The sequence below is a fragment of the Streptomyces palmae genome, assembly GCF_004684805.1.
Taxonomy (GTDB): domain Bacteria; phylum Actinomycetota; class Actinomycetes; order Streptomycetales; family Streptomycetaceae; genus Streptomyces; species Streptomyces palmae.
Window position 1 is genome coordinate 1 of sequence record NZ_SRID01000007.1, and the last position, 21,980, is coordinate 21,980.

Genomic DNA, 21,980 nt, shown 5'->3' on the forward strand with positions numbered 1-21,980 from the left:
GGCGTGCGGATGACGGCCTCGCCGACCGCGTATCGGGCGAGGGCGGGGCGGGCCACGACCGCCTGCGGGGTACGGGTGGCCAGGCCGAGCGCGGTGAGTCGGGCGACGGCCTGTTCGACGAGTTCGCTCTCCATGCCCGGCTCCCGCGCGGACTTCGACCAGAATCCGCCGTGTTCTGCCGCGAGTTCGCGGACGCGGAGGGCCAGGGTCGCGAGGGTGACCGGTCCGTCGACACGGGCCAGGTGCTCGGCGAGCAGGAGGGTGATGTGCCCGTGGGTGCCCTGTTCGGGCATCCGGAGGTCGGTCAGGTCGTCGTCGGGGTCGACCATGGCGATCCCCTCGGCCCGCACCTCGGCGACGAGTCCGGTCAGCTCCGTGATCCGGGCGGTGAGGAAGCCGCGCTGCCGGGTGAGGTAGCCGAGTTCGGCATCGGTCAGGTCGTCGTAGTACAGCACCGGGTCGTCGAGCAGGCGGCGGGTGAGCGAGCGGCGCATGGCGCGGAAGCGCAGTTCGTCGCTGTCGAGGGCGGTCTCCGCGACGAGTTCGGCGAGCCGGGCTGGGAGGGTGTCCGCCCGCACGGTGGAAGGGCCCCGCCGAGTGGCGAGGAGGCCGGCCAGGACCCGGCGTTCCACGTCGTACAGGACGTCGCCCACCCCGCTGACGTACGCCTCCTCCTCGCCCGCGACGCGCCGCAGTACGCCGAGGTCGAGCAGGAGTCGTACGACGGCGGCGAGGTCGAGCCGCTCGTCACGGCGCTCCAGGGCGAACTCGACACCCGTGGCGGCGATTCGGGGGTCGGCGGCGTCGAGGACGATCTGGTCGGCCAGCCGCCCGAGGGCGATCTGGGCCTCGCCGCGTTCGAGGGCGGCCAGCGCGAGGCAGAACAGGACATAGCGGCGACGGGTGAAGGGGGCCGCTCCCCGGCTCACTTCTCTGGCCGGGTGCGTGGGGTCGGTGAGGACACCGGGGACCTTGCGCAACCGCGCCGTCTCGGCGTCCACCTGGAGGGACCATCCCGTGTTCCGGTCGAACCAGTCCCGGAGCTCGGGCGCGTGCCGGCGGACGAGGCGGAACGCGTCGGCGTGCCGGCCATGTGCCAGAAGGAGGGGGTGCTTCAGCAGGGCGCGCGCCGCTTTGCGCAGGTCGGCGGCGTGCTGGCCCTCCAGCACCTCGGCGAGCGCGGTGATCACGAGGTGAACTCTCCGTCCGTCAGGTCGACGATCTCGACGAGGTGGTCCGGGCCGCGGAAGACCCCGCCGGGCGTGCGGATCTCGGCGGTGGTGCCGTCGGCTAGCGCGGTGAGTCTGATCTCCATGGAGCCGTCGTTGCTGGTGGCCACGGTGTGCCTGGTCCCGGGTCGCCAGGTGGCCAACGCGTCTCCGAGCAGTTGGAGGAAGAGGCTGAAGGAGGCCGGGTCCAGCTCGCCGAGGCCGGACAGACGCGTGGTGCCCTCGGTGACGAGCCGGGCGCGGGCGGCCGCGGTCTCCGCGGCCTGCTTGGCGACGGTCTCGGCGAGGAGCCGCCGCCGCTCCTGCCGGTCCTCGACCTTGCGGGGCTTGCCGCGCCGCTCGTAGCTCCCGGTGCGGCGCAACTGGGGGCTGATCCGCAGCGGCTCCGCGGCGGCCCACGGTGTGGCGGCCGGGACGGGCCGGGCCGCCCTGGCGGTGAGGGTGTCGGCGTCGACGGTGAGGTGACGGGCCGGATAGAGGCCGAAGGCGACCCGCCACAGCCGGTGCCGGGCGTCGTCGTCGGCCGCCTCGGCGAACCAGCGGGCCAGGGTCCGGAAGTCGGCAGACCGGTCCGAGCGCCCCGACCGGCGCTCGTTCAACGTCCGTACGACGGCGAGGAGCTGCGGGATCGCGCCAAGAGCCCGGCCGCGCAGCAGCCGGGCCTGCGACTCGCGCCCGTCCCGGCTGATGAACCACGCGCCGAGCCCCGCCCAGCGCGCGGCCCACCGCTCGTACGCCTCTCGCTCCGCGACCTGCGACTCCTCCGGCGAGGCGTCGGCGGCCTCCCGCCCGGCCGCGGCCCTCAGCAGGGACTCCACCCCGCCCGCCTCCAGCTCCAGGATCAGTCGGGCGATCCGCCCACCCAGCGTGATCAGGTCCTGGATGAACCGCTCCAGGTACTGGATGAGTCGGTCCTTGTACGCGAGGAAGACCTCCTCCTCGACATCGTGCAGGTCGATGGTCCGCTGGAGCGATCCCATGAAGGCCCGGGCGTTGTCGGCGAGCGCCGCGAAGCGGCTGGCCAACGCGTCGAGTGCGAGGTGCGCCTTGGCCGGGTCGGGCTCGTCCTCGGCGGCCAGCACGAGCAGGGCACGCAGGTGGGTGACGATGTCGTGCAGCGCGACGGCCTGGAGTGCGCCGCGGCGGCCGAGTGCCTCGTCGTAGGCGGACAGCGCGGCCTCGGCCGCCTCCCCCTCGCGCGTGAGCTGGTAGATGAACCGCTTCCGGTAGAAGTCCTCGACGGCGGTGACCCGGGCGGTGTCCGGATCGGCCCGCAGATTGCCCCAGCCGACGAGCTTGTCGAGCGCGGTGACGACGGCCTCGGGCTCGGCGGGGCGGATGTCCGCCGGCAGTGCCGTGTGCACGTCCTCAGGGCGCAGATGCACCGCGAACCGCTCCTTGGCCACGAGGAACACCCGCATCACCTGGCGGTAGAGCGGGGTGTTCCGCACGGTGAGGTGGGCGAAGGGGCCGAATCCGTCCGGCTCGGGATCCGGACCGGCCGAGGCGGTGGCGGTCATCGCCGTCATTGTCCCGTGCCCGGAGCAGTTGCCGGCACGGACCCGGGCACCTGACTGATTCTGGTGGAGGTGACCGGATCACGACGACGCACCGACTGGGGCGCCGACCAGGCCATCAGCCGACCTTGGGTCAGGTGCCCCAGGGCAAGCGCCCCGTCGACCCGTACGACGAGCACCATGTGACGTGGCGGATCGCCGCTGACGAGCCACGGATCCACACGTCAGCTTTCGGCCAGCCTGGCACTGCCCAGCGTCCTGATCAGGCCGCAAGCTCCTCAGGCCGACCTCTTGGCCGATTAGGGTGGTTGCCGACGAGAGCGCCGATCGGGTGAGGCGCGGCGGAAAGGTGAGTCGGAACGGATGAGCGGGGTGCCTACGCGGATCGGCCGGTACACGGTGGCGCGGGAACTCGGCTCGGGCGGAATGGGCGAGGTCTATCTCGCCTACACGCCGGCAGGTGATCCGGTCGCGGTGAAGGTGATCCGCAATGACAAGCTCGATCCGCTGACGCGTGCGCGCTTCGAGAAGGAGGCGCTGATCGCGCGCACCGTGATCGGCACGAACCGGGTGGCTCGCTTCCTGGACGCCGACCCCTACGCGGACCGACCGTGGTTGGCGATGGAGTACGTGGCCGGCCGCACGCTGCTGGCTTGCGCGGACAGCGAGGGGGCGCTCCCACTGCCACTGGTGGCGAGCCTCGGGGCGCTGCTCGCGGAGGGCTTGTCGGCCGTGCACGCCGCGGGACTGCTCCATCGGGACCTGAAGCCGCAGAACGTCATCCTGGGCGACGACGGCCCGATGATCATCGACTTCGGGCTGGGCGCGTTCATGGACGCCTCGCAGGAGACGTTGTCGCACAGCGGCATGATCATCGGCACCGTACGGTGCATGCCGCCGGAACAGGCCGGCGGCCATCCGCAGGTGTCACCCGCGGCGGACGTTTACGCGCTGGGCGCGGTCCTGCTGTACGCGGCGGCTCGCCACTATCCCTACGACGGAGCACGCTGGGAGGCGATCGCGGCGCAGGTCGCCAACCCCGAGATCGCCCCCGATCTCGCTGGTGTCCCCGCGCCGCTGGCGCCCCTGTTGGAGTCGATGCTCGCCCACGCTCCGGAGGGCCGGCCGACTCTGCAAGCGGTCTCCGATGCCTGCGCGAAGATCCTCTCCGACTGCGGGATGACACCGGCGGCCGCGCGGCTCGCGCTGATCACCCACACCATGCGGCGCGACGCCCCATCAAGTCCTGGTGAGCCGCTGCCGACCGCTCTCGAGGAGCTCATCCGCGAGCAGAGCGACCTCATCGAGCACGACGGACCGGCGAGCCCGCTCGACGCCCCGCCGCGGGCGCCACAGGCCGAGGCCGACGACTCGGAGCCGGGGCCGCGAGAGCCGGAGGTTCCCGTGCCCGATCCGGCGCACGGCTCCGGGAGGCCGCGCACCCCGCCGAAGACGGGCGCGGCCAGGGGACGCCCGCCGGCATCGAAGCGGATCGCGGACGAGCTGCGCGCGTTGTACGCCGCCGATCCCGTTCTGTGACTACTGCGCTGACAGTGCCGAGTGAGAGTCTTTGTCCCGATGCCGCGTGGATGACGTGGTCCGTTGTGTGCAGGCGCGTGGGTGGGGGCGGCCGTCGGTGGCCGCCGGTGAGGGATCGGAGCGGACGTTGAGCGTCGAGGCGGAGGCCGTGAGCGGCCAGGGCGATGCGGGGTGGGACGCCTGGGAACCGGAGCATGCTCCGGTCTCTCGGCGGACCACCGGGGCCACCGGCTATGCCCCGGGGTCCCAGGTGCTGATACGCGATGAGCTGTGGCTCGTCCGGAACTCCCAGGACGCCGGTGAAGACGGGTGGATGGTGGAGGTCACCGGCGTCTCTTCCTTCGTGCGAGGCACTGAGGCGGTCTTCTACAGCCGACTTGACGCCATCCAGGTGCTGGACCCGCGGGAGACGCGGCTCGTCCCGGACGATTCGCCCCATCACCGGCGGGGCCGTCTGTTCCTTGAAGCGGTGATGCGCAGGACCTACCTTCCGCAGACCGAGCACGGCCTGGCGCTGGTCGACGGGTTCCTCATGGACCAGCAGGTGCACCAGTTGCGGCCCGCCGAGTTGGCGCTGTCGCTGGAGAAGAACCCGCAGCCGCGGATCCTGATCGCCGACGTGGTGGGCCTGGGCAAGACCCTGGAGATCGGGGTGCTGCTGGCCGAGCTGATCCGGCGCGGGCGCGGCGAGCGGATCCTTGTCGTGACGCCGCAGCATGTACTGGAGCAGTTCCAGCGGGAGTTGTGGACCCGGTTCGCGATCCCGCTCGTCCGTCTGGACTCCACCGGCATCCAGCGCATCCAGCAGGACATCCCGGCCGGCCGGAACCCGTTCGCCTACTTCAAGCGCGCGATCATCTCCGTGGACACGCTCAAGAGCGACGTCTACGCGCACCACCTGGAGCACACCAACTGGGACGCCGTCGTCATCGACGAGTCCCACAACCTGGTCAACCGCGGCACCAAGAACAACGAGCTCGCCCGTCTGCTGGCCAGGAAGACGGACGCGCTGGTGCTGGCGTCGGCCACCCCCCACAACGGTCGTGCCGAGTCGTTCGCAGAGTTGATCAGGATGCTGGACGAGGCGGCCATCACCAACCCGTCGAAGTACGAGGTGGAGGAACTTGAGCACCTCTACATCCGGCGCACGAAGACCTCGGCGGAGGTCCGCGACTCGTTGAAGGGCGCCTGGGCGGACCGCGGACCGTCCCAGCCGGTCCACGTACCGGCCGGTGAGAAGGAACTCGCCGTCTTCCGGGAGCTGGCCACGTGCTGGATTCCGGCCGATCCCGGTCAACCGTCGGTCAGTCGGCACCAACTGGTGCCCTACCAGCTGCTGAAGTCCTTCCTGTCCTCCCACAAGGCGCTGCTGGAGACCGTCAGGACGCGCCTGGCGACGCTGGAGGGGCAACTGGCCGCCGAGTCGGCGAAAAGCGGGCGGAGGACGGCGGGCCCAGTCGACGCGGCGGCCCGGGAGGCGGCCAGGCAGGCAGAGCGAGCGGCCTTGCTGGACCTCCGCAAGGCGGCCGAGCAGATCCAGGATGAGGACTCGGCGAAGCTGGCAGCCCTCCTGGACGAGCTGCGCGCCATGGGCGTCGGCCCCGGCTCGGAGACCCGCGTCGTGGTCTTCTCCGAGCGCATACCCACACTGAAATGGCTCGCGGAGGCAGTCCCGGCCGCGCTCGGCTTCCAGCGCGGCGCCGGTCCCGACGAGAACAAGCCCTGGCTGGCCTTCGGTGGCGTGGTCCAGGTCATGCACGGCGAGGCCACCGGCGACGAGGAGCAGCAGGCCATCGTCGAGAAGTTCGGGCTGCGCGACGACCCCGTACGCATCCTGTTCACCGGTGACGTCGCCTCCGAGGGAGTCAACCTCCACCAGCAGTGCCACCGTCTGATCCACTTCGACCTGCCGTGGTCCCTGATACGTATCGAGCAGCGCAACGGCCGCATCGACCGCTACGGCCAGCGGCACCAGCCCGTGTTCCGGGCCCTGATCCTCACCAGCGACCTCCCCTGGCGGACGGACGAGGCGACCGGCCAGCCCCGCACGCTGGACGACCGCCTCGTGGGCGAGAGGCTGCTCCGGCGCGAGGAGGAAGCACACAAGATCGAGGGCTCGGTCGAGGCGGTCACCGGCCTGCACCGGGCCAAGGAGGAGGAGAACCGCCTCACCCAGGACCTGATAGCCGGCCGGACCGTGGAGGAGTCCATCAAGCAGTCCCGGCAAGGGGGTGCCGCGTTCCTCTCCGGGCTGCTCGGCCAGGTGGGCGCCGTCCCCGAGCATCCGGAAGTCCGACGGGCGCGCGTGCCGCGGCTCTTCCCCTCCACCGCCGACTACTTCGACGAGGCACTGCGCCAGATCTGCCGTCCCAACCCCGAGGACCAACTCGCGCTGCGCCGCGACGACGACGGCACGATTGCCTTCGAACCCCCGCGGGACCTGCTGTACCGGCTGAAGGCACTGCCCAAGTCGTACCTCGACGAGCAGCGGATCATGCCGCGGAAGACCGAGCCGGGACGGATCCGCATCACCTTCTCCAAGGACCTCGCGGACCGGCGTCTCAGGGCGGCCCGGGAGTCGTCGACGTCGCAGTGGCCCAACGTCTCCTACGTCACCGACGTCCACCCGGTCTTGGACTGGCTGACCGACAAGGTGCTCGTCGAGGTCGGCCGCCATCAGGCCCCCGTGCTCGCCGCCGCCGTGGACTCACCGACGTTCCTGGTCCAGGGCATCTGCTCGAACGCCCTGGGCCGTCCCACCATCGTCGAGTGGATGGCCGTACACGGCGCCCCGGACGCTCTCCAGGTGACGCCTGTGACCCCGGAGGCGCTGGAGGGCTTCGGCGTGGGGCCGACGATGCCCGGCCGCGCCGTCCCGCGCGACCTCGACGGCCTCACCGAGTCCGTGCCCGCCGCCATCGACAGGGCCGAACGGCACCTGAGAGACCTCAAGGAGGCGTACAGCGAGGAGATCGAGGCGATCCTGGCCCCGTACCGCAAACGGGTGGTGCGCTGGCAGCAGGAAGCCATGTTCTCTTCCGACGGGACGGGTAGGAGCGGAGTGAACCTCAGCGCCGGCAGGCGGCTGCGCCTGATCAAGTCCCTGCAGACCACGGGCGAGCCGATGCTGCGCCTACTCGCCGTACTGGAACCGCTCGACGCCGCTGAGGGAAGCACCCACAGATGACCACCGACTTCGACTCCTTCAGCAACCGCGGCGAGTACTTCGCCGCGCACTACTTCGCCGAGCAGCTCGGCACCGACCTGAAGAAGGGCCTGTTCACCAGCTGGGCCGTACGCGAAGGCGATGACAACGACCCGCGGCGAACACCTCGGGAACTGGTCCGCTCACTGCGCGGCGCCTACCTCTCCGAGGAGATGCGCGGCTACTTCGCCGAGGCCGCCGTGCGCGACGCCGGGGACGAGTTCCGGCCGAACACCCACAACAACTCCGAGTGGCGCAAGCGCCTCACCGAGTGGCACGGCACGGTCCTGCGGGCACTCGGATTCGAGGCCACCCCCACCGAGATCACCGTCCACCGCGCCGGACGCGACAACTCCCTCACCGCGGCCTACCACGGCCACGGCATCGTCGCCCTGGACTGCGGCTGGGCCGCCGACAACGACGCCGCCCTGGACGCCGCCGGCCCCGGCCGACTGCTGCACCCGCTCCGGGTCAGCGCGAGCGAGGCATACGAGACCGGGCCTGCCCTGGCGTCATGGCTGTTCCAGAGCGAGCTCGGCGAAGCCGGCGGGCCCCGCCCCCGCTTCGTCCTGCTGCTGTGCGGCGGCGTGCTCGTCCTCGCGGACCGCCAGTCGTGGAACGAGGGCCGCTACCTCGCCGCCAACCTCGACGCGGCGCTGGAACGCAACGACCGCACCCAGCTGGGTGAGCTCGCCACCATCGCGGCCCTGTTCAGCCTGGACATGCTCCGGCCCGGCGAGAACGACCGGAGCCGGGCCATCGACGCCCTGCTGAAGTCCTCCAGCGCCAACGCCGCGGGGGTCTCCGGTGAACTGCGCCACGGGCTCCAGCGCTCGGTGGAGATCATCGCCAACGAGGTCCTCGCCCGGATGTCCGAGCCGGAGAACGACGTCACCCCGGCCGACGTCGAAAGCCCCAAGATCCCCTTCGCCCGGGAACTCACCCGCGAATCCCTCCGCTACCTCTACCGGATCCTGTTCCTCCTCTACGCCGAGGCCCGGCCCGAGCTCGGCATCCTCCCCGCCGACGACGGAAGCTACGAGGCCGGCTACTCCATGGCCCGTCTGCGCGAACTCGTCGAACGCGATGAGGAGCTCGTGGAGGAGGAAGCCCGCAACGGCTTCCACCTGCACGAGTCCCTGGACGTCCTCTTCAACAAGGTCAACTTCGGGCACCGCCCGTACGGCACCGAGGCCGACGACGACCAGCCCGGCGACGACACGGAGACCCGCAGGGCCAAGGCCGCCCGCCGCAGCGAGGACCGCGGCCTGCGCTTCGAACCCCTGCGCAGCGAACTCTTCGAGCCCGGCTCGATACGCCTCATCGGCAGGAATGTCCTCGACCCGCGCAGCGACGAGGACACCGCCCCGCGCTGGCTCGACCTGCGCCTGCGCAACGCCGCCCTGCACGAGGTACTGCGCCTGCTGACCATGAAGAGGGGCCGGCGCGGCGAGCGAGGCGGCTTCATCTCCTACCGCAACCTGGGCATCAACCAGCTCGGCGCCGTCTATGAGGGCCTGATGTCGTACACCGGCATCATCGCCGAGGAGGAGCTGTGCGAGGTCGCCAAGGGTGGCGACCCGGAGAAGGGCTCCTGGCTCATACCCTCGCACAAGCAGGACCAGTACCCCGACAACACCCTCGTCCACTACGGCGAGGACGATGCCCGCAAGGGCCTGCGCGGCGTCAAGAAGTACGAGCAGGGCTCCTTCGTCTACCGCCTCGCCGGCCGCGACCGCGAGACCTCCGCCTCGTACTACACGCCCGAGTCGCTGACCCAGGTCACGGTCGAACTCACCCTCAAGCACCGCCTCGACCAGGAGCGCGACGCCGACGGCAAGGCCGTCAAGACCCGCGCGTCGGAACTGCTCACGTACAAGATCTGCGAGCCGGCCCTCGGCTCCGGTGCCTTCCTCAACGAGGCGATCAACCAGGTCGCCGAGGAGTACCTGCGCCGCAGGCAGGACGAGCTGGGCACCTCCATTCCCACAGCCGACGCCCTCACCGAGAAGCAGAAGGCCAAGGCGTACATCGCCCTGCACAACGCGTACGGCGTCGACCTCAACGCCACCGGTGTCGAGCTGGCCGAGGTCTCGCTCTGGCTCAACACCATGCACCCCGGCATGCGCGCCCCCTGGTTCGGCCTCCACCTGCGCCGGGGCAACAGCCTCATCGGCGCCCGCCGTGCGGTCTACGCGGCCGACGACGTCACCGGCAAGGAATGGCTCAAGGCCAAGAGCGCCCTGACCCCCACCCCGCTCCCCTTCCTCAAGGACGGTGAGCCCCAGCCGCTCCCCCAGGACGCGGTACACCAGTTCCTGCTGCCGAGCCCCGGCTGGGCCGCGGTGACCGGTTCGAAGGAGGCCAAGGAACTCGCGAGGGAAGGCGTCGGACAGCTCGCGGCCTGGAAGAAGGGCATCCTCCAGCGCCCCAAGCGCGGAAAGGCCGGCAGGTCCAAGAAGGAACCGGTGTCCCAGTTCACCCAGCTCCGGGACGCCGCCCGGCGGGTCGAGTTCCTGTGGTCGCTCGTCGTCAAGCGCATGGAGCTCTCCGAGCAGGCGATCGCCCGCCGGATCGAGGTCTGGGGCGCTGACCCCACCGACCCCGAGTACGCCTTCCTCCACCGCCCCGACCAGGCCGCTCCCAAGGAACAGGTGCTCGAAGACCTCTTCAACGCCGCGGACACCCCGTACTGGCGCCTGAAGAAGGTCATGGACGCCTGGTGCGCGTTGTGGTTCTGGCCCGTCGACAAGGCGGGGCTGCTCGACGGCACGGCCGGGGAGTACGCGGCGGGGCCGCGGGTGACGGAAGCGGACAGCCTCAGTCGGCTGCTCGACGGCGTGCCGCTGCTTGCGGAGCCGCCCGCCCACCCTGGCGATCCGGAACCGGCCGCCGTGCCCGCGCCCACCCCTGCGCCGCGGTTCGTCGAGGCGACGGCCCTGTTCGCGCTCGGCCCCGAGCAGACCAGCTTCGAGGACCTCGAACTGAGCGCCGATGACGCGGTCGTGGAGGTCAGGCAGGTCAAGCCGCGCGGAAGGGCCCAAACCACCGCGCCGAAGCCGAAGACCGCCGAGCGCCGGTCGATCGTTCCGCTCAAGGACCTGGACGACTGGCTGGAGTTCCTGGAGGCCATGCTGGGCACGGCCGACGTGCCCGAGGGCACCCTCATCGACAGCTTCAGGGACCTCGACGCGCTCAAGGACTTCGAGGAGACGCTGCCCGCCTTCATGGGAATGGACGCGGGCAACCCGGAGGACCGCTTCCCCTGGCTCCGCGAGGTCCACGACATCGCGCAGGACCAGGGCTTCCTCCACTGGGAGCTGGAGTTCGCCCTCGTCTTCGCCCGGGATGGCGGGTTCGACCTCCAGGTGGGCAATCCGCCCTGGGTGCGGCCGCGGTGGAACGAGTCGGCCGTGCTGGCGGAGCACGAGCCGTGGTTCGAGCTCACGGACAAGGCGTCGGCGGATGAGAAGGACCGTCGACGCCGGAAGGTCCTGGAGTCCGGGAAGGCTCACGCATACGTGGTCGGCGAGCTCACGAACACTGCGGCACAGGTCGCCGTGCTGGGCTCACCGCAGATGTATCCGCTCCTGACGGGAACCCAGCCGGACCTGTACCGGGCGTTCATGACCCAGGTCTGGGCGCACACTTCGGCGGACGGAACCGCTGGAATGGTGCATCCTGATACGCACTTCACGGGGGACAAGGAGGGTGCCCTCCGGGAGGCGGCGTACCGGCGGCTTCGCATTCACGGCGACTTCGTGAACGCCGGGCAGCGGTTCTTCCCACGGCCTGTCGGTGATACCGCCCACTTTGGTGTACACGTCTACGGCCGACCCGGGCAGATCGGCTTCGACCATCTTTCGTGGCTCGTCTCCGTGGACGCCCTATGCCAGTCCACCGAGCATGATGGTTCGGGCGAGGTACCAGGGATCCGGTACCGCAACGGCGAGTTCGACGAGCGACCGCACCTGGCTCGTGTCGTCCGTGTGGACGAGCAGCTCCTCTCCGTTTGGCAGCGTCTACTGGATGAAGCTGACCGACCCGTCGAGCAAGCCCGGCTGCTGTTCCCTGTGAGCACGGCGGAAGCCTCGGCAATCGAGGCTCTGGCGGACTATCCACTACGGCTAGGCGATCTACAGCCGCAGATCTCGCCGGGCTACCACGAGAGCGGCGCGAAGAGGGACAACCTGATCGACTACAACCGCCCCAACCCTGCCACGGGGCGAGAGTTCGAACCGGACCGTTGGCGTCACGTGATCCTCAAGGGCACCCAGATCAGTGTCGCCACCCCCGTATTCAAACGCTACGACGCCAACAGCAACGATCCGTATGGCGCTGATCTTGTAGCGCTGCCAGCAGACTTCGTGCCCGATACCGAGTACGTACGAGCCGAGGGAGCTGGGCAGAAATATTTGAATGCCCAGGATCGTTGGATCGATTACCGTGCCCTCGCGCGCCTGCGTTCGAATGAGAAGGCAGTCACCCGGGCCCGTTCCCAAGCCGCATTGGCGGACAAAGCGGCGGAACACGAAGCCGATCCCTCAAAGATTGACGCTCTACTCGTTGAGCGGGCGCGACGGCGATACGTGGTTTTCCCGCGCCTGACGTGGCGCTGCATGGTCGCTCCGAACACCGAACGGGCGCTGTATGGGGCCCTCGTCCCACCAGGCACGGCACATGTCCATGCCCTTCATAGCCTGGCGATGCCTCAACTGAAGCAGACGGCGCTGGTTGCCGGCTTCTGGGCCTCCCTGCCCTTGGACTACTTCCTGCGTGCAACTGGACGTACCAACCTCATGGTCACTTCGGCCAAGGCCATGCCAGCACCTGCGATGCAGCACCCTCTCGCCCCCACCCTTCTCCTCCGTACCCTCCGCCTCAACTGCCTCACCAACGCCTACGCCGACCTCTGGGCCGAGCTCTACGACCCCACCTGGCCGGCGTATGAGCCCTGGGCCTGTGACTGGCCCGGGCTTCAGCCGCTCCACGAGGTCACCCCGGACTGGCGCCCCGAGACCCCGCTCCGCACCGAGCGGGCCCGCCGGTCTGCGCTGGTCGAGATCGACGCGCTGGTGGCCGTCTGGCTCGGCATGGACGCCGACGCGCTCATCGCCGCGTACCGGGGACGCTTCCCCGTGCTGCAGAAGTACGAGTCCGTGACCTGGTTCGACGCCGAGGGCTGGAAGATCGCGGGGAATGCCCGCACGATCGGGCAGCGGCAGACGAAGGAGAGCTGGGCGCAGTTCGAGGCGTACCGGGCCGACCCCGTCAACGAGCCCGTGCCGGAGGGGTATACCGCCCCCTTCCACAAGGCTGACCGCGAGGCGGAGATGCGGGCCGCGCACGCCGTCTTCCAAAGGCGGCTCGATGAGGCCGTCGCCCGTGGGGAGTGGGATCCGGTGAAGCAGGAGGTGCCGAAGCCGTGAGGCCGACGCTTCAGGCGCGGGGGCTCAAGGAGAGCCTGCTGCAGTATCTGTCGACGACATACGCGCTCACCGACGAGGGCGCGCGTCACGCACTCCACCAGTTCCTCGGGGACGAGACGTCGGGGATGTTCCGTGGCCCGTATCTGCGGATCCGGACACCGTTCACCGTGGCCGGTGAGGAGTGGCGCAAGCATCTGGAGTGGCAGCGGGAGGGCTTCCGCCCATACGCGCACCAGGCGCTCGCGTTCGCGCGGTTGAGCTCGGCGCACGGCCACACCCCGCAGCCGACGCTGGTCACCACGGGTACCGGGTCCGGTAAGACGGAGTCCTTCCTGTACCCCGTGCTGGACCACTGCCGCCGGGAGCGGGCCGCGGGCAGGACCGGGGTGAAGGCGGTCTTCCTCTACCCGATGAACGCCCTCGCCACCGACCAGGCGCAGCGCGTCAATGAGCTGCTCATGGAGAACGCCGAGCTGGGGAAGTTGTCGGCCGGTCTCTACATCGGTGAGCGGGCGGCTACGCAGTACGAGAAGGTGCGGACGCGGCGTTCGGACATGCAGCTGTCCCCGCCGGACATCCTGATAACGAACTACAAGATGCTGGACCTGCTGCTCCAGCGCGCGGACGACGCTCCCCTGTGGCGGGAGTCGGACATCCGCTACGTCGTCGTGGACGAGTTCCACACCTACGACGGCGCGCAGGGCACGGATGTCGGGATGCTGCTGCGCCGGCTCGCCGCGGCTGTGGGGGCGGCCGAGGAAGGCCGCCCGCTGGGGAAGATCTGCCCGGTGGCCACATCGGCGACGCTCGCCTCCGGCACGGACGAGGACGGCACGGCACAGCTTCTGGAGGTGGCCACCCACGTCTTCGGCACGGAGTTCACCAAGGACTCCCTCATCGGGGAGAACCGGCTCACGGTCGAGGCGTTCATCCCGCTCGGCGAGGTGGCCATGCAGCCGATGCCGACACCCGACGAACTGCTGGCACTGCCCGATCCGGCGACCGGCGACGAGGCGCTGCTGGATCTGATCGAGAAGGTGACGGACGTCCGGGACCTCGATCCCTTCGTGCTCGGCGGGAACCTCAAGCGGCATCTGTTCACCCGCGCGGTGATGCAGGCCCTCGACGGCGGGGTGAAGACCAGTGCCGAGGTCCTGGATGTGATGTGGCGGGCGGGCGCGGCCGGCTGGTCCGAGGCGGTGGCGCGGCAGCCGGAGAAGGCGGCCGAGGCGCTGGCGCGGTTCGTCGCGCTGCTGTCGTACGCCCGGGATCCGCAGTCCTCCCCCGCCGAGCCACGGCCCTTCGTACACGTCGAGGTGCACCAGTGGGCGCGTTCGGTGTCGCGACTGCTGCGCGGCGTGCTGCCGTGGCCGAAGGCCGAGTTCCGCTGGGACATGGCCGGTACGGCCGATGCCGGGGCGGCTGACGGCGGCCGTACGGCGCCGGTGACGACGGCGACGTCCGGGCAGAGCGCCAACCTGTTCCTGCCGGCGATCTACTGCCGCGACTGCGGGCGGTCGGGCTGGGCGGTGTTCTCGCCGGAGAGCGATGACCACGACGTCCAGTTCGACACGTACAAGATCCGACGGGCCTCGCTCGGCCAGGACAAGGCCCGGGTGCGGAACCTGATCGCCGCGACGGACCGGCAGGCCCGGGAGGGTTCCGGGACCGCTCCGCTCGCGGCGCCCGGCGGCAGGGGAGTCTCGGCGGCGTCGCAGGGCGCGGGCGGGGTACTGATGGTGCTGGACGGCACCCGCAAGCGGCTGCGGCTGCCCGATCCGCTGAACGACTACGACCGGGAGACGAAGGAACCTCGGCTCACAGCCCGTGACTCGGCGTTCGTGCTGGTGAACTTCGGGGAGACGGCCAACACCGCGGCCAGGGAGGACTGGTGTCCCGCGTGCGGTGAGCGCAACGCGATCCGCTTCCTCGGTACCGGGGCCGCCGCGATGGCCGCGGCGTCCATCACGCAGTTGTTCACCGGTGGGGAGCTCGACCAGGAGCTGCACGAGGACAAGACGCTGATGTTCAACGACTCGGTGCAGGACGCCGCGCACCGGGCAGGGTTCGTCGCCAACCGCTCGTACACCTTCTCACTCCGTGCTCTCCTCGCCGATCACCTGCGGCACGATGCGCCCACCGCGCTGAACGACCTGATCGCGGATGTCGTCGAAGCCACGACGGACAAGGACACGCTGTCCGCGGTGGTGCCACCGGACCTCCACGGGTTCAAGGGCGTGGACCGGTTGCTGTCCGGGCAGGGGCGCGGTGGAGACCTGAGGACCTGGCGGTTGATCGGTCAGCGGCTGGCGTTCGAGGCACTGATGGAGTTCGGCTTCCGGTCCCGCAACGGCCGCACGCTGGAGCTGACCCGGACCGCTGCGGCACACGTTCGCATCCCCGCTCCTGAAGCCGTGGTCTCGCTGGTCAGGCAGCTCCATGAAGAGTGCGTGCGGGACGGCCTGCCGCTGGTGGCACAGGACGACGCCCGCTATCTGGCCTTTGTGCGCGTCTTCCTGGAGCGGTTGCGCACCCGGGGGGCGGTCGCGCACCAGTGGTTGGACAGATACATCGACGAGTCCGGGACCAGCCGGTACTTCGTCTGGGGCAAGCGGGCCCCGGGCATGCGGGCGTTCCCCAAGGGGATCGCCGCCCCCGTGTTCCTTCTCGGGCAGCCCAAGAACGGCAGCGAGTTCGACTTCGCGACCGGTCGTCTGTCCTGGTACGAGCGGTGGGCCGGGCGATGCCTGGACCTGCCGCGCGAGCGTGCGCCCGAGCTGTGGAGCCGGCTGCTGCCCGAGCTGGCTTCCATGGGGCTGCTGTCGGTGCGCACCCCCAACGACACCTCGGTGCGGGTGTACGGGCTCAAGCCCGGAAACATCGAGGCCCGGCTGCTCGACGACGAGCAGGTGCGGGTCTCGTACGTGCGGTGTCCGGTCTGCTTCTGGGAGCATACGGTCCACCCTTCTCTGCTGGACCAGTGGCGCGATCAGCCCTGCCCGTCCTACCGGTGCCGCCAGGGTCGGCTGATGGCCGGCGACCGGCTCGGGGGTCTGGGGATACACCACCGCGACCGCGACTACCGGGACGACTACTACCGCCGGCTCTACCTCGGCGCGGGCACCTATCAGGTGGTCACCGCCGAGCACACCGGAATGCTGACGCGGCATCAGCGGGAGGAGGTCGAGGAGGCGTTCAAGCGCGGCGGCGGGTTCAAGGACCCCAATGTCCTGTCGTGCACGCCGACGCTGGAGATGGGTATCGACATCGGCGACCTGTCCGCCGTCGTGCTGGCCGCGCTGCCGCGCCGACCCGCCTCCTACGTACAGCAGGTGGGCCGCGCCGGCCGCCGTACGGGCAATGCCTTCCTGCTGACCATTCCCGACCGGCGGCGCCGTGACCTGTACTTCCTTGAGCGGCCCAAGGACCTCATCGCGGGCACGATCGTGCCGCCCGGATGCTATCTGTCGGCCGTCGAGATCCTGCGGCGCCAGTACCTGGCGCACCTGCTGGACCTCGCCGCGGCGGGACGCCTGGTACGGGCGGACGGCATCGTGCTGCGTGCGCTGCCGCGCAAGGCGCCCCGCCTGTTCGGCCCGTCCGGTTATCTGACCGATCTGGTGGAGTTGGCCCTGGACCAGGGCGAGGAGCTGGTCCAGGGGTTCCTGCGGCTGTTCCCGACCGGTGTGAGCGAGCAGGCCGAGGCCGACCTGGTGGAGTACGCCGCGCATGGCCTGCGCGGCGCCGTGGAGCGGGCGGAACGCGAGTGGCGACGTGCCGGGGACGCCCTGCGGGCGCGGCTGCGTGAGATCGACGAGGCCCATGGCGAGCTGCACGACAGCGATCCCGACCAGGCCCGCCAGAAGGCGGAGCTGGACGCCGAGCGGCGCGGGGTGGGCAGGCAGCTGCTGCACCTGGGCGACACCTCGGCGCAGAGCGCTCTGTGCGACCTGGGCCTGCTTCCGAACTACGCCCTCATCGACTCGACGACGACCCTGTCGGCGACGCTGTACGGCGAGGACGGCATCGACCCGAGGACCGGCAAGGTGGTGTACACGTCCGAGACCCTCTCCTACGAGCGGCCCCGCCGCCTCGCGATCCAGGAGCTGGCGCCGGGCAACACCTTCTACGTCAACGGCTTCCGGCACGAGGTCACCGGCCTGGAGCTGTCGACGGGCGGCCACCAGGAGTGGCGCACCTGGCGGGTGTGCCCGGGGTGCGGGTATGTGCGCACCGAGGACGCCGCCGACGATCGCTCGCCGTGCCCCCGCTGCGGGACGAGTCATATCGCCGACGACGGCTCCTGCCTGTTCCAGGTCGTGGAGCCGGCCACCGTGACCTCGCGGGACAAGCGGGAGGACGCCCGGATCCGCGACGACAAGGACGACCGTGATCGGCGGTCGTACACCGTGGTGGACGCGGTGGACATCCCTGTCGGGGAGATCGAGCCGGGCAAGTCCTGGCGGCATGACCGCGAGACCTTCGGCGTGGACTACTGCCGCACGGCGGTGATCCGCCGGATCAACGTCGGCCCGGTCCGCTACGACGCTCCCGCCCGCGACGACTTCGCCGGCCAGCTGGTGCGGCTCAACCCGTTCCATGTGTGCACCGCCTGCGGCGCCGCGAGCGCGGACGGCCGTCCGGTCTTCGACCACGACGCCGACGCCCTGGAATCGGCGGCGGCCCGTGCCCCGCAGCTCAAACACCACCGTCCGTGGTGCCCGCTGCGCCGGGGCAAGAAGGCCGGCGTCACCCAGGAGCCGGTGCTGCTCGCCCATCAGCTGCGGACCGAGGCCCTGCGCATCCTCATACCGGCCGCCACCGCCGACGTGGACGCGCGGGTGCACTCCTTCCGGGCAGCGCTGCGGCTCGGCGTCGACCTGCACTTCGGCGGCGACCCGCAACACCTGGACACCACGGTGGCCTCGATGCCGGATGCGGACAGCGGCGCGCGCCGCTGGTTCCTGGTGCTCTTCGACTCTCTGCCGGGCGGTACCGGGTACCTGGACCGGCTCACCGACCACCATGCCTTCCGGGACACTCTCACTCGCGCGTACGAACAGCTCAAGGAATGTCCGTGCGCGGAAGAGCAGCGGCGTGCCTGCCACCGCTGCCTGCACCGGTACACCCCCGAGCAGTACCAGGACGCCGTCTCCCGGCAGGCGGCCGTCAACATGCTGGAGTCGCTGCTGTTCAAGGGGGAGGGTGAGGACGGCTGGAACATCAGCGAGGTGGCGCACACCGGGCTGGTCGGGCTGGACGCCCAGGTCGAATCCGACCTGGAGGCCCGGTTCCTGAACGCGCTGCGGGGCTGGGTGAAGGTCACCGAGGACGCGGCGCTGGAGGAGGACGGCCATGCCAGCGGCCATCTGCGGTTCACTGACGGCTCGGGCGTGACGCACTGGAGGCTGACCGCCCAGCGGCAGCTCGAAGGCACTCGTACGGACTTCACCTTCACCCGCGTTGGCGGTCCGGTGCAGAGCGTCCACGTCTACCTGGAAGGCTTCCGCTTCCACGCCAGCCGGGAGCACAACCTCATAGCCAAGAACGCGACCCAGCGCACCCGGCTCCGCGCCGACGGAAAGATCGTCTTCCAGGTCACCTGGGCGGACATCGACCTGTTCGAACGGCGTCCAGGGTGTGCCAAGCCCGTGTGGCCGCCGTACCGGGGCACCGCCCAGGAGCAGGCCAAGGCGGCCTACGAGCAGTATGGCGGCAGCCGTGCCCGCTTCGGCGAAGCCGTCTTCGCCAACCCGATCGACACGCTCATCGCCTATCTGCGGGACCCTGATGCCAGCCGCTGGGCCCGCCGGGCCCGCGCTCTGGTCACCGGCCTCACCGCCGTGCCCGCCACGACCGCCGTGGCCGCCACCGGCAAACGCGGCGAGCTCGTCGCCACACTGCGCGAACAGCTCGCCGCCCTGGGAACCGGTCGGCGTCGCGACACGCCGGTCACGCCCGGCAGCGGCGGCATCGGTCAGGTCCATGTGTTCGGCACCCGGGACGAGCACGGCCTTCCCCTCGTGTTCGCGCTGGACGCCGCGGACCCGGACAATCTGAAATGGACGGCCCTGGCGGTCCTCGACGACAGCGACGCCGTCCTCGACACCGACGAGCACAAGCTGCGGTGGCGGTCCTGGCTGTACTGGACCAACATCACGCAGTTCCTGTCCCTGGCCGGCGGGGACGGAGTACAGCTCGCCGCCAGCAGGGCCGCGGACTTCGAGGTCGAGGTGCTGGCCGTCTGCGGTGGTCTGGGCGAACTCGACTCCCTCTCCGCCGCCCTCGCACCCGCGCTCACGCCCGCACCGGCCCTTCGGCCCGCGGCCCCGGAGCCGAGCGCCGACTCGCCGGCCGAATCCGCCCTGCGGCAGATCATCCGGGACGCGGTCTGGGACGAGGACATCCTGGAGATCCTGCGCGAGGACCCCGAGGAGGCACCGGATCTGCTCCGCCTCGCCGAGACACTCGCCGGGCACGGCAAGCAGGCCCCGGTCTTCGGCTTCGAGCTCGGCAGCAGCCGCTGGCAGGCGGACTTCGCCTGGCAGACTCCCGATCTCAAGATCGCCGTCGTCCCCGCCCACCAAGGCGAAGAGGACATCGAGGCCCAGCGGCGCGACGCCGCCTACGTCGAGGGCGGCTGGACGGTGCGTACCGCCGCCGCGTGGCTCGACCACCTCGACTCCCTGCTCGAACAGCTCCCCGACACGGAAGGCACCTCCCGATGACCGCCCGGCTCAGCCTGTACCGCAAGGCCGAACAGGAGTTGTACAAGCTCGACCGCTCGGTCAAGGCGCTGTTCTACGACTTCTGCCACGGCTTCCGGAACAACCCGAACCAGCCCGGCCTGAAGCTGAAGAAGCTCAAGGGTGACTCGCGCATTTGGTCCGCGCGGGTCAATGACTCCTATCGCGCCCTGCTGACCCCGACCGGGCGCGAGACGGACGGCACCGAGAGCTGGCTGGTCATCGCCGTCCGCCACCGTAGGGATGTCTACGAAGAGCTCCAGGTGGCGGTCAACCGCGTCACGGGAGAGATCGAGTTCGTCGACCTCGCCGTCGTCGGTGACAGCGCCCTGCGCCGCGCCGGCATCACCCTGACTCCGGCCGAACCGGAGCGGAGCAAGCCCGCGCCGGCGCCGCAGCCGGCGCCGCCTACGGAAATCCCTCCTCTACTCGCCGCGTACAGCGCCGATCAGTTGCGCGAACTGGGCGTCGCGGACCAGCTCATCGACCTGGCTCTCGCCGTCACCGACAGCGAGGAGCTGGACCAGCTCGTCGAGGGTGCCCCGCTGCTGTCCAAGGACATCCTCTACGGCCTCGCCGCCGGGATGTCCATCGACGAGGTCCGCAAGGAGATCACCCAGCCCGTCGAACTCGGCCACGAGCCCGACCTCGGCGACTTCGCCGCGGCCTTGAGCCGCACCAAGGTCACCGCCGTCGACGATGACGTACAGGCCGCCATCGACGAAGGGGACTTCCGGGCCTGGAAGGTGTTCCTCCACCCCACGCAGGAGCGCATCGTCCACCGCCATTACAACGGCCCCGCCCGCGTCTCCGGGGGACCCGGCACCGGAAAGACCATCGTCGCCCTGCACCGGGTCAAGCACCTGGCCCAGCAACTGCCCCCGGGCAGCAGCAAGGCGATCCTCCTGACCACGTTCACCAAGAACCTCACCACGGACCTGCGCCTGCGTCTGGCGTCCCTGATCGAGCCCGAGTTCCTCGCCCGCGTCGAGATCGCTCACATCGACCAGCTCGCCGCCCGGGTCCTGGGCGAGAACACCGCGCCCGGTCGGAGCCGGCAGCGCGTCTACGACCATGTGGCGCTGAACGAGATGCGCCAGCTCCTCGCCGAACTCGACGACCGCCGCTGGGAGCCCGAATTCCTTCTGGAGGAATGGGAGCAGGTCATCCTCGGGCAGTCCGTCCCCACCCGCTCCGCCTACTTCCAGGCCCGCCGGGCAGGCCGCGGGCGCTCGCTGACCCGGCCGGAGCGCAACCACATCTGGAAGCTCATCGAACAGTTCACCGCTCGCCTCGACAAGCTCGGTGTGGAGACCTGGGGCCAGGCATCCGAACGCGCCGCCCGCTTCGAGATGGAACGCGCCGCGAAGATCAGGGCCCGGCGTGAGTACAAGGAGGGGATCGGCGGCAAGGACCTGATCCACCGCGACAACAGCTCCGGTATGCGTTACCTCAACTACCGGTACCGGCACATCGTCGTCGACGAGGCCCAGGACCTCAGCCCGGCCCACTGGAAGATGCTGCGGGCCATGGCCGACCCCGACCTGCCCAATGACATCTTCGTCGCCGGCGACACCCACCAGCGCATCTACGACCACCAGGTCGCCCTGGGCGCCCTCGGCATCACCATCCGCGGCCGCTCCTCCCGCCTGACCCTCAGCTACCGCACCACCAAGGAGATCCTCACCAAGGCTCTACGCGTGGTGGACCCGGTGCGGCCCGGGCAGAGGGTGAGCTACGACGACCTGGACGACGGCGCCGACAACCTCGCCGGATACCGTTCCGTGCTCCATGGCCCCGCACCGGCCTTCACACCGTACGAGACCTGGGACGACGAACTCGCGGGTCTCGCCGCCACCCTGACCACGTGGCGCAAGGAGCTCTCCACGGACGAGAACGGCTCGTCCCGAGACCCGAGCGGTCACATCGCCGTCTGCGTCGCCGACCGCGACATGGTCAGCCAGACCATGTACTACCTGATCACCAAGGCCGGCATCACCTGCGCCGAGCTCACCAAGGACGGCCCGAAGGGCGACGGCGAGGTCCATGTCGGCACCATGCACCGCTTCAAGGGCCTTGAGTACCAGCGTCTCGCCATCGTGGGCGCCAGCGACGGCATCATCCCTCGCACCCACGTCATCGACCGCTACCGCACCGAGGACCCGCCGCGCTACGAGCGCGAGCAGCGCAAGGCCCGTTCCCTGCTGTTCGTGGCGACCACGCGGGCCCGGGACGCGCTGACCATCAGCTGGCACGGCAAGGCCAGCCCCTACCTGCCGGTCTGACAGAGGTGACGGCCTCCCGCCCGCCGGGGG

7 protein-coding genes are annotated in these 21,980 nt (G+C 70.2%); 5 read left to right on the forward strand and 2 right to left on the reverse strand.

What is annotated here, in order from left to right; all coding sequences use genetic code 11:
• Both E4099_RS01745 and E4099_RS01750 read right to left on the reverse strand, forming a co-directional pair.
• Positions 1-1,190, reverse strand: a 1,190-nt coding sequence (locus E4099_RS01745) for a TIGR02678 family protein (RefSeq protein WP_135337091.1), incomplete at its 3' end; no start/stop codon positions are given.
• A complete protein-coding gene (locus tag E4099_RS01750; RefSeq protein ID WP_167828262.1) occupies positions 1,187-2,749 on the reverse strand; it encodes a TIGR02677 family protein in 1,563 nt (520 codons plus the stop codon). The genes E4099_RS01745 and E4099_RS01750, both read right to left, overlap by 4 nt.
• A 360-nt stretch (positions 2,750-3,109) precedes the next feature.
• On the opposite strand from E4099_RS01750, the gene E4099_RS01755 reads away from it, so the two are divergent.
• From E4099_RS01755 to E4099_RS01775, 5 genes are all read left to right on the forward strand, one after another.
• Complete coding sequence (locus tag E4099_RS01755) at positions 3,110-4,285, forward strand: serine/threonine-protein kinase (protein ID WP_135337093.1); 1,176 nt, start codon at positions 3,110-3,112, stop codon at positions 4,283-4,285.
• Positions 4,286-4,412: 127 nt separating this feature from the next.
• Positions 4,413-7,472 (forward strand): SNF2-related protein, encoded by a 3,060-nt coding sequence (locus tag E4099_RS01760; RefSeq protein WP_245244494.1) that lies wholly within the window; start codon positions 4,413-4,415, stop codon positions 7,470-7,472.
• On the forward strand, positions 7,469-12,919 hold the full coding sequence (locus E4099_RS01765; protein ID WP_135337094.1) for a hypothetical protein: 5,451 nt from the start codon (positions 7,469-7,471) through the stop codon (positions 12,917-12,919). Before E4099_RS01760 ends, E4099_RS01765 begins: the two co-directional genes overlap by 4 nt.
• Positions 12,916-19,647 (forward strand): DEAD/DEAH box helicase, encoded by a 6,732-nt coding sequence (locus tag E4099_RS01770; RefSeq protein ID WP_135337095.1) that lies wholly within the window; start codon positions 12,916-12,918, stop codon positions 19,645-19,647. The genes E4099_RS01765 and E4099_RS01770 overlap by 4 nt, the downstream gene beginning before the upstream one ends.
• The gene (locus tag E4099_RS01775; protein ID WP_135337096.1) at positions 19,644-21,950 is read left to right on the forward strand and encodes a UvrD-helicase domain-containing protein; all 2,307 of its coding nucleotides are present in this window, start codon (positions 19,644-19,646) and stop codon (positions 21,948-21,950) included. The genes E4099_RS01770 and E4099_RS01775 overlap by 4 nt, the downstream gene beginning before the upstream one ends.
• Positions 21,951-21,980 lie beyond the last annotated feature (30 nt).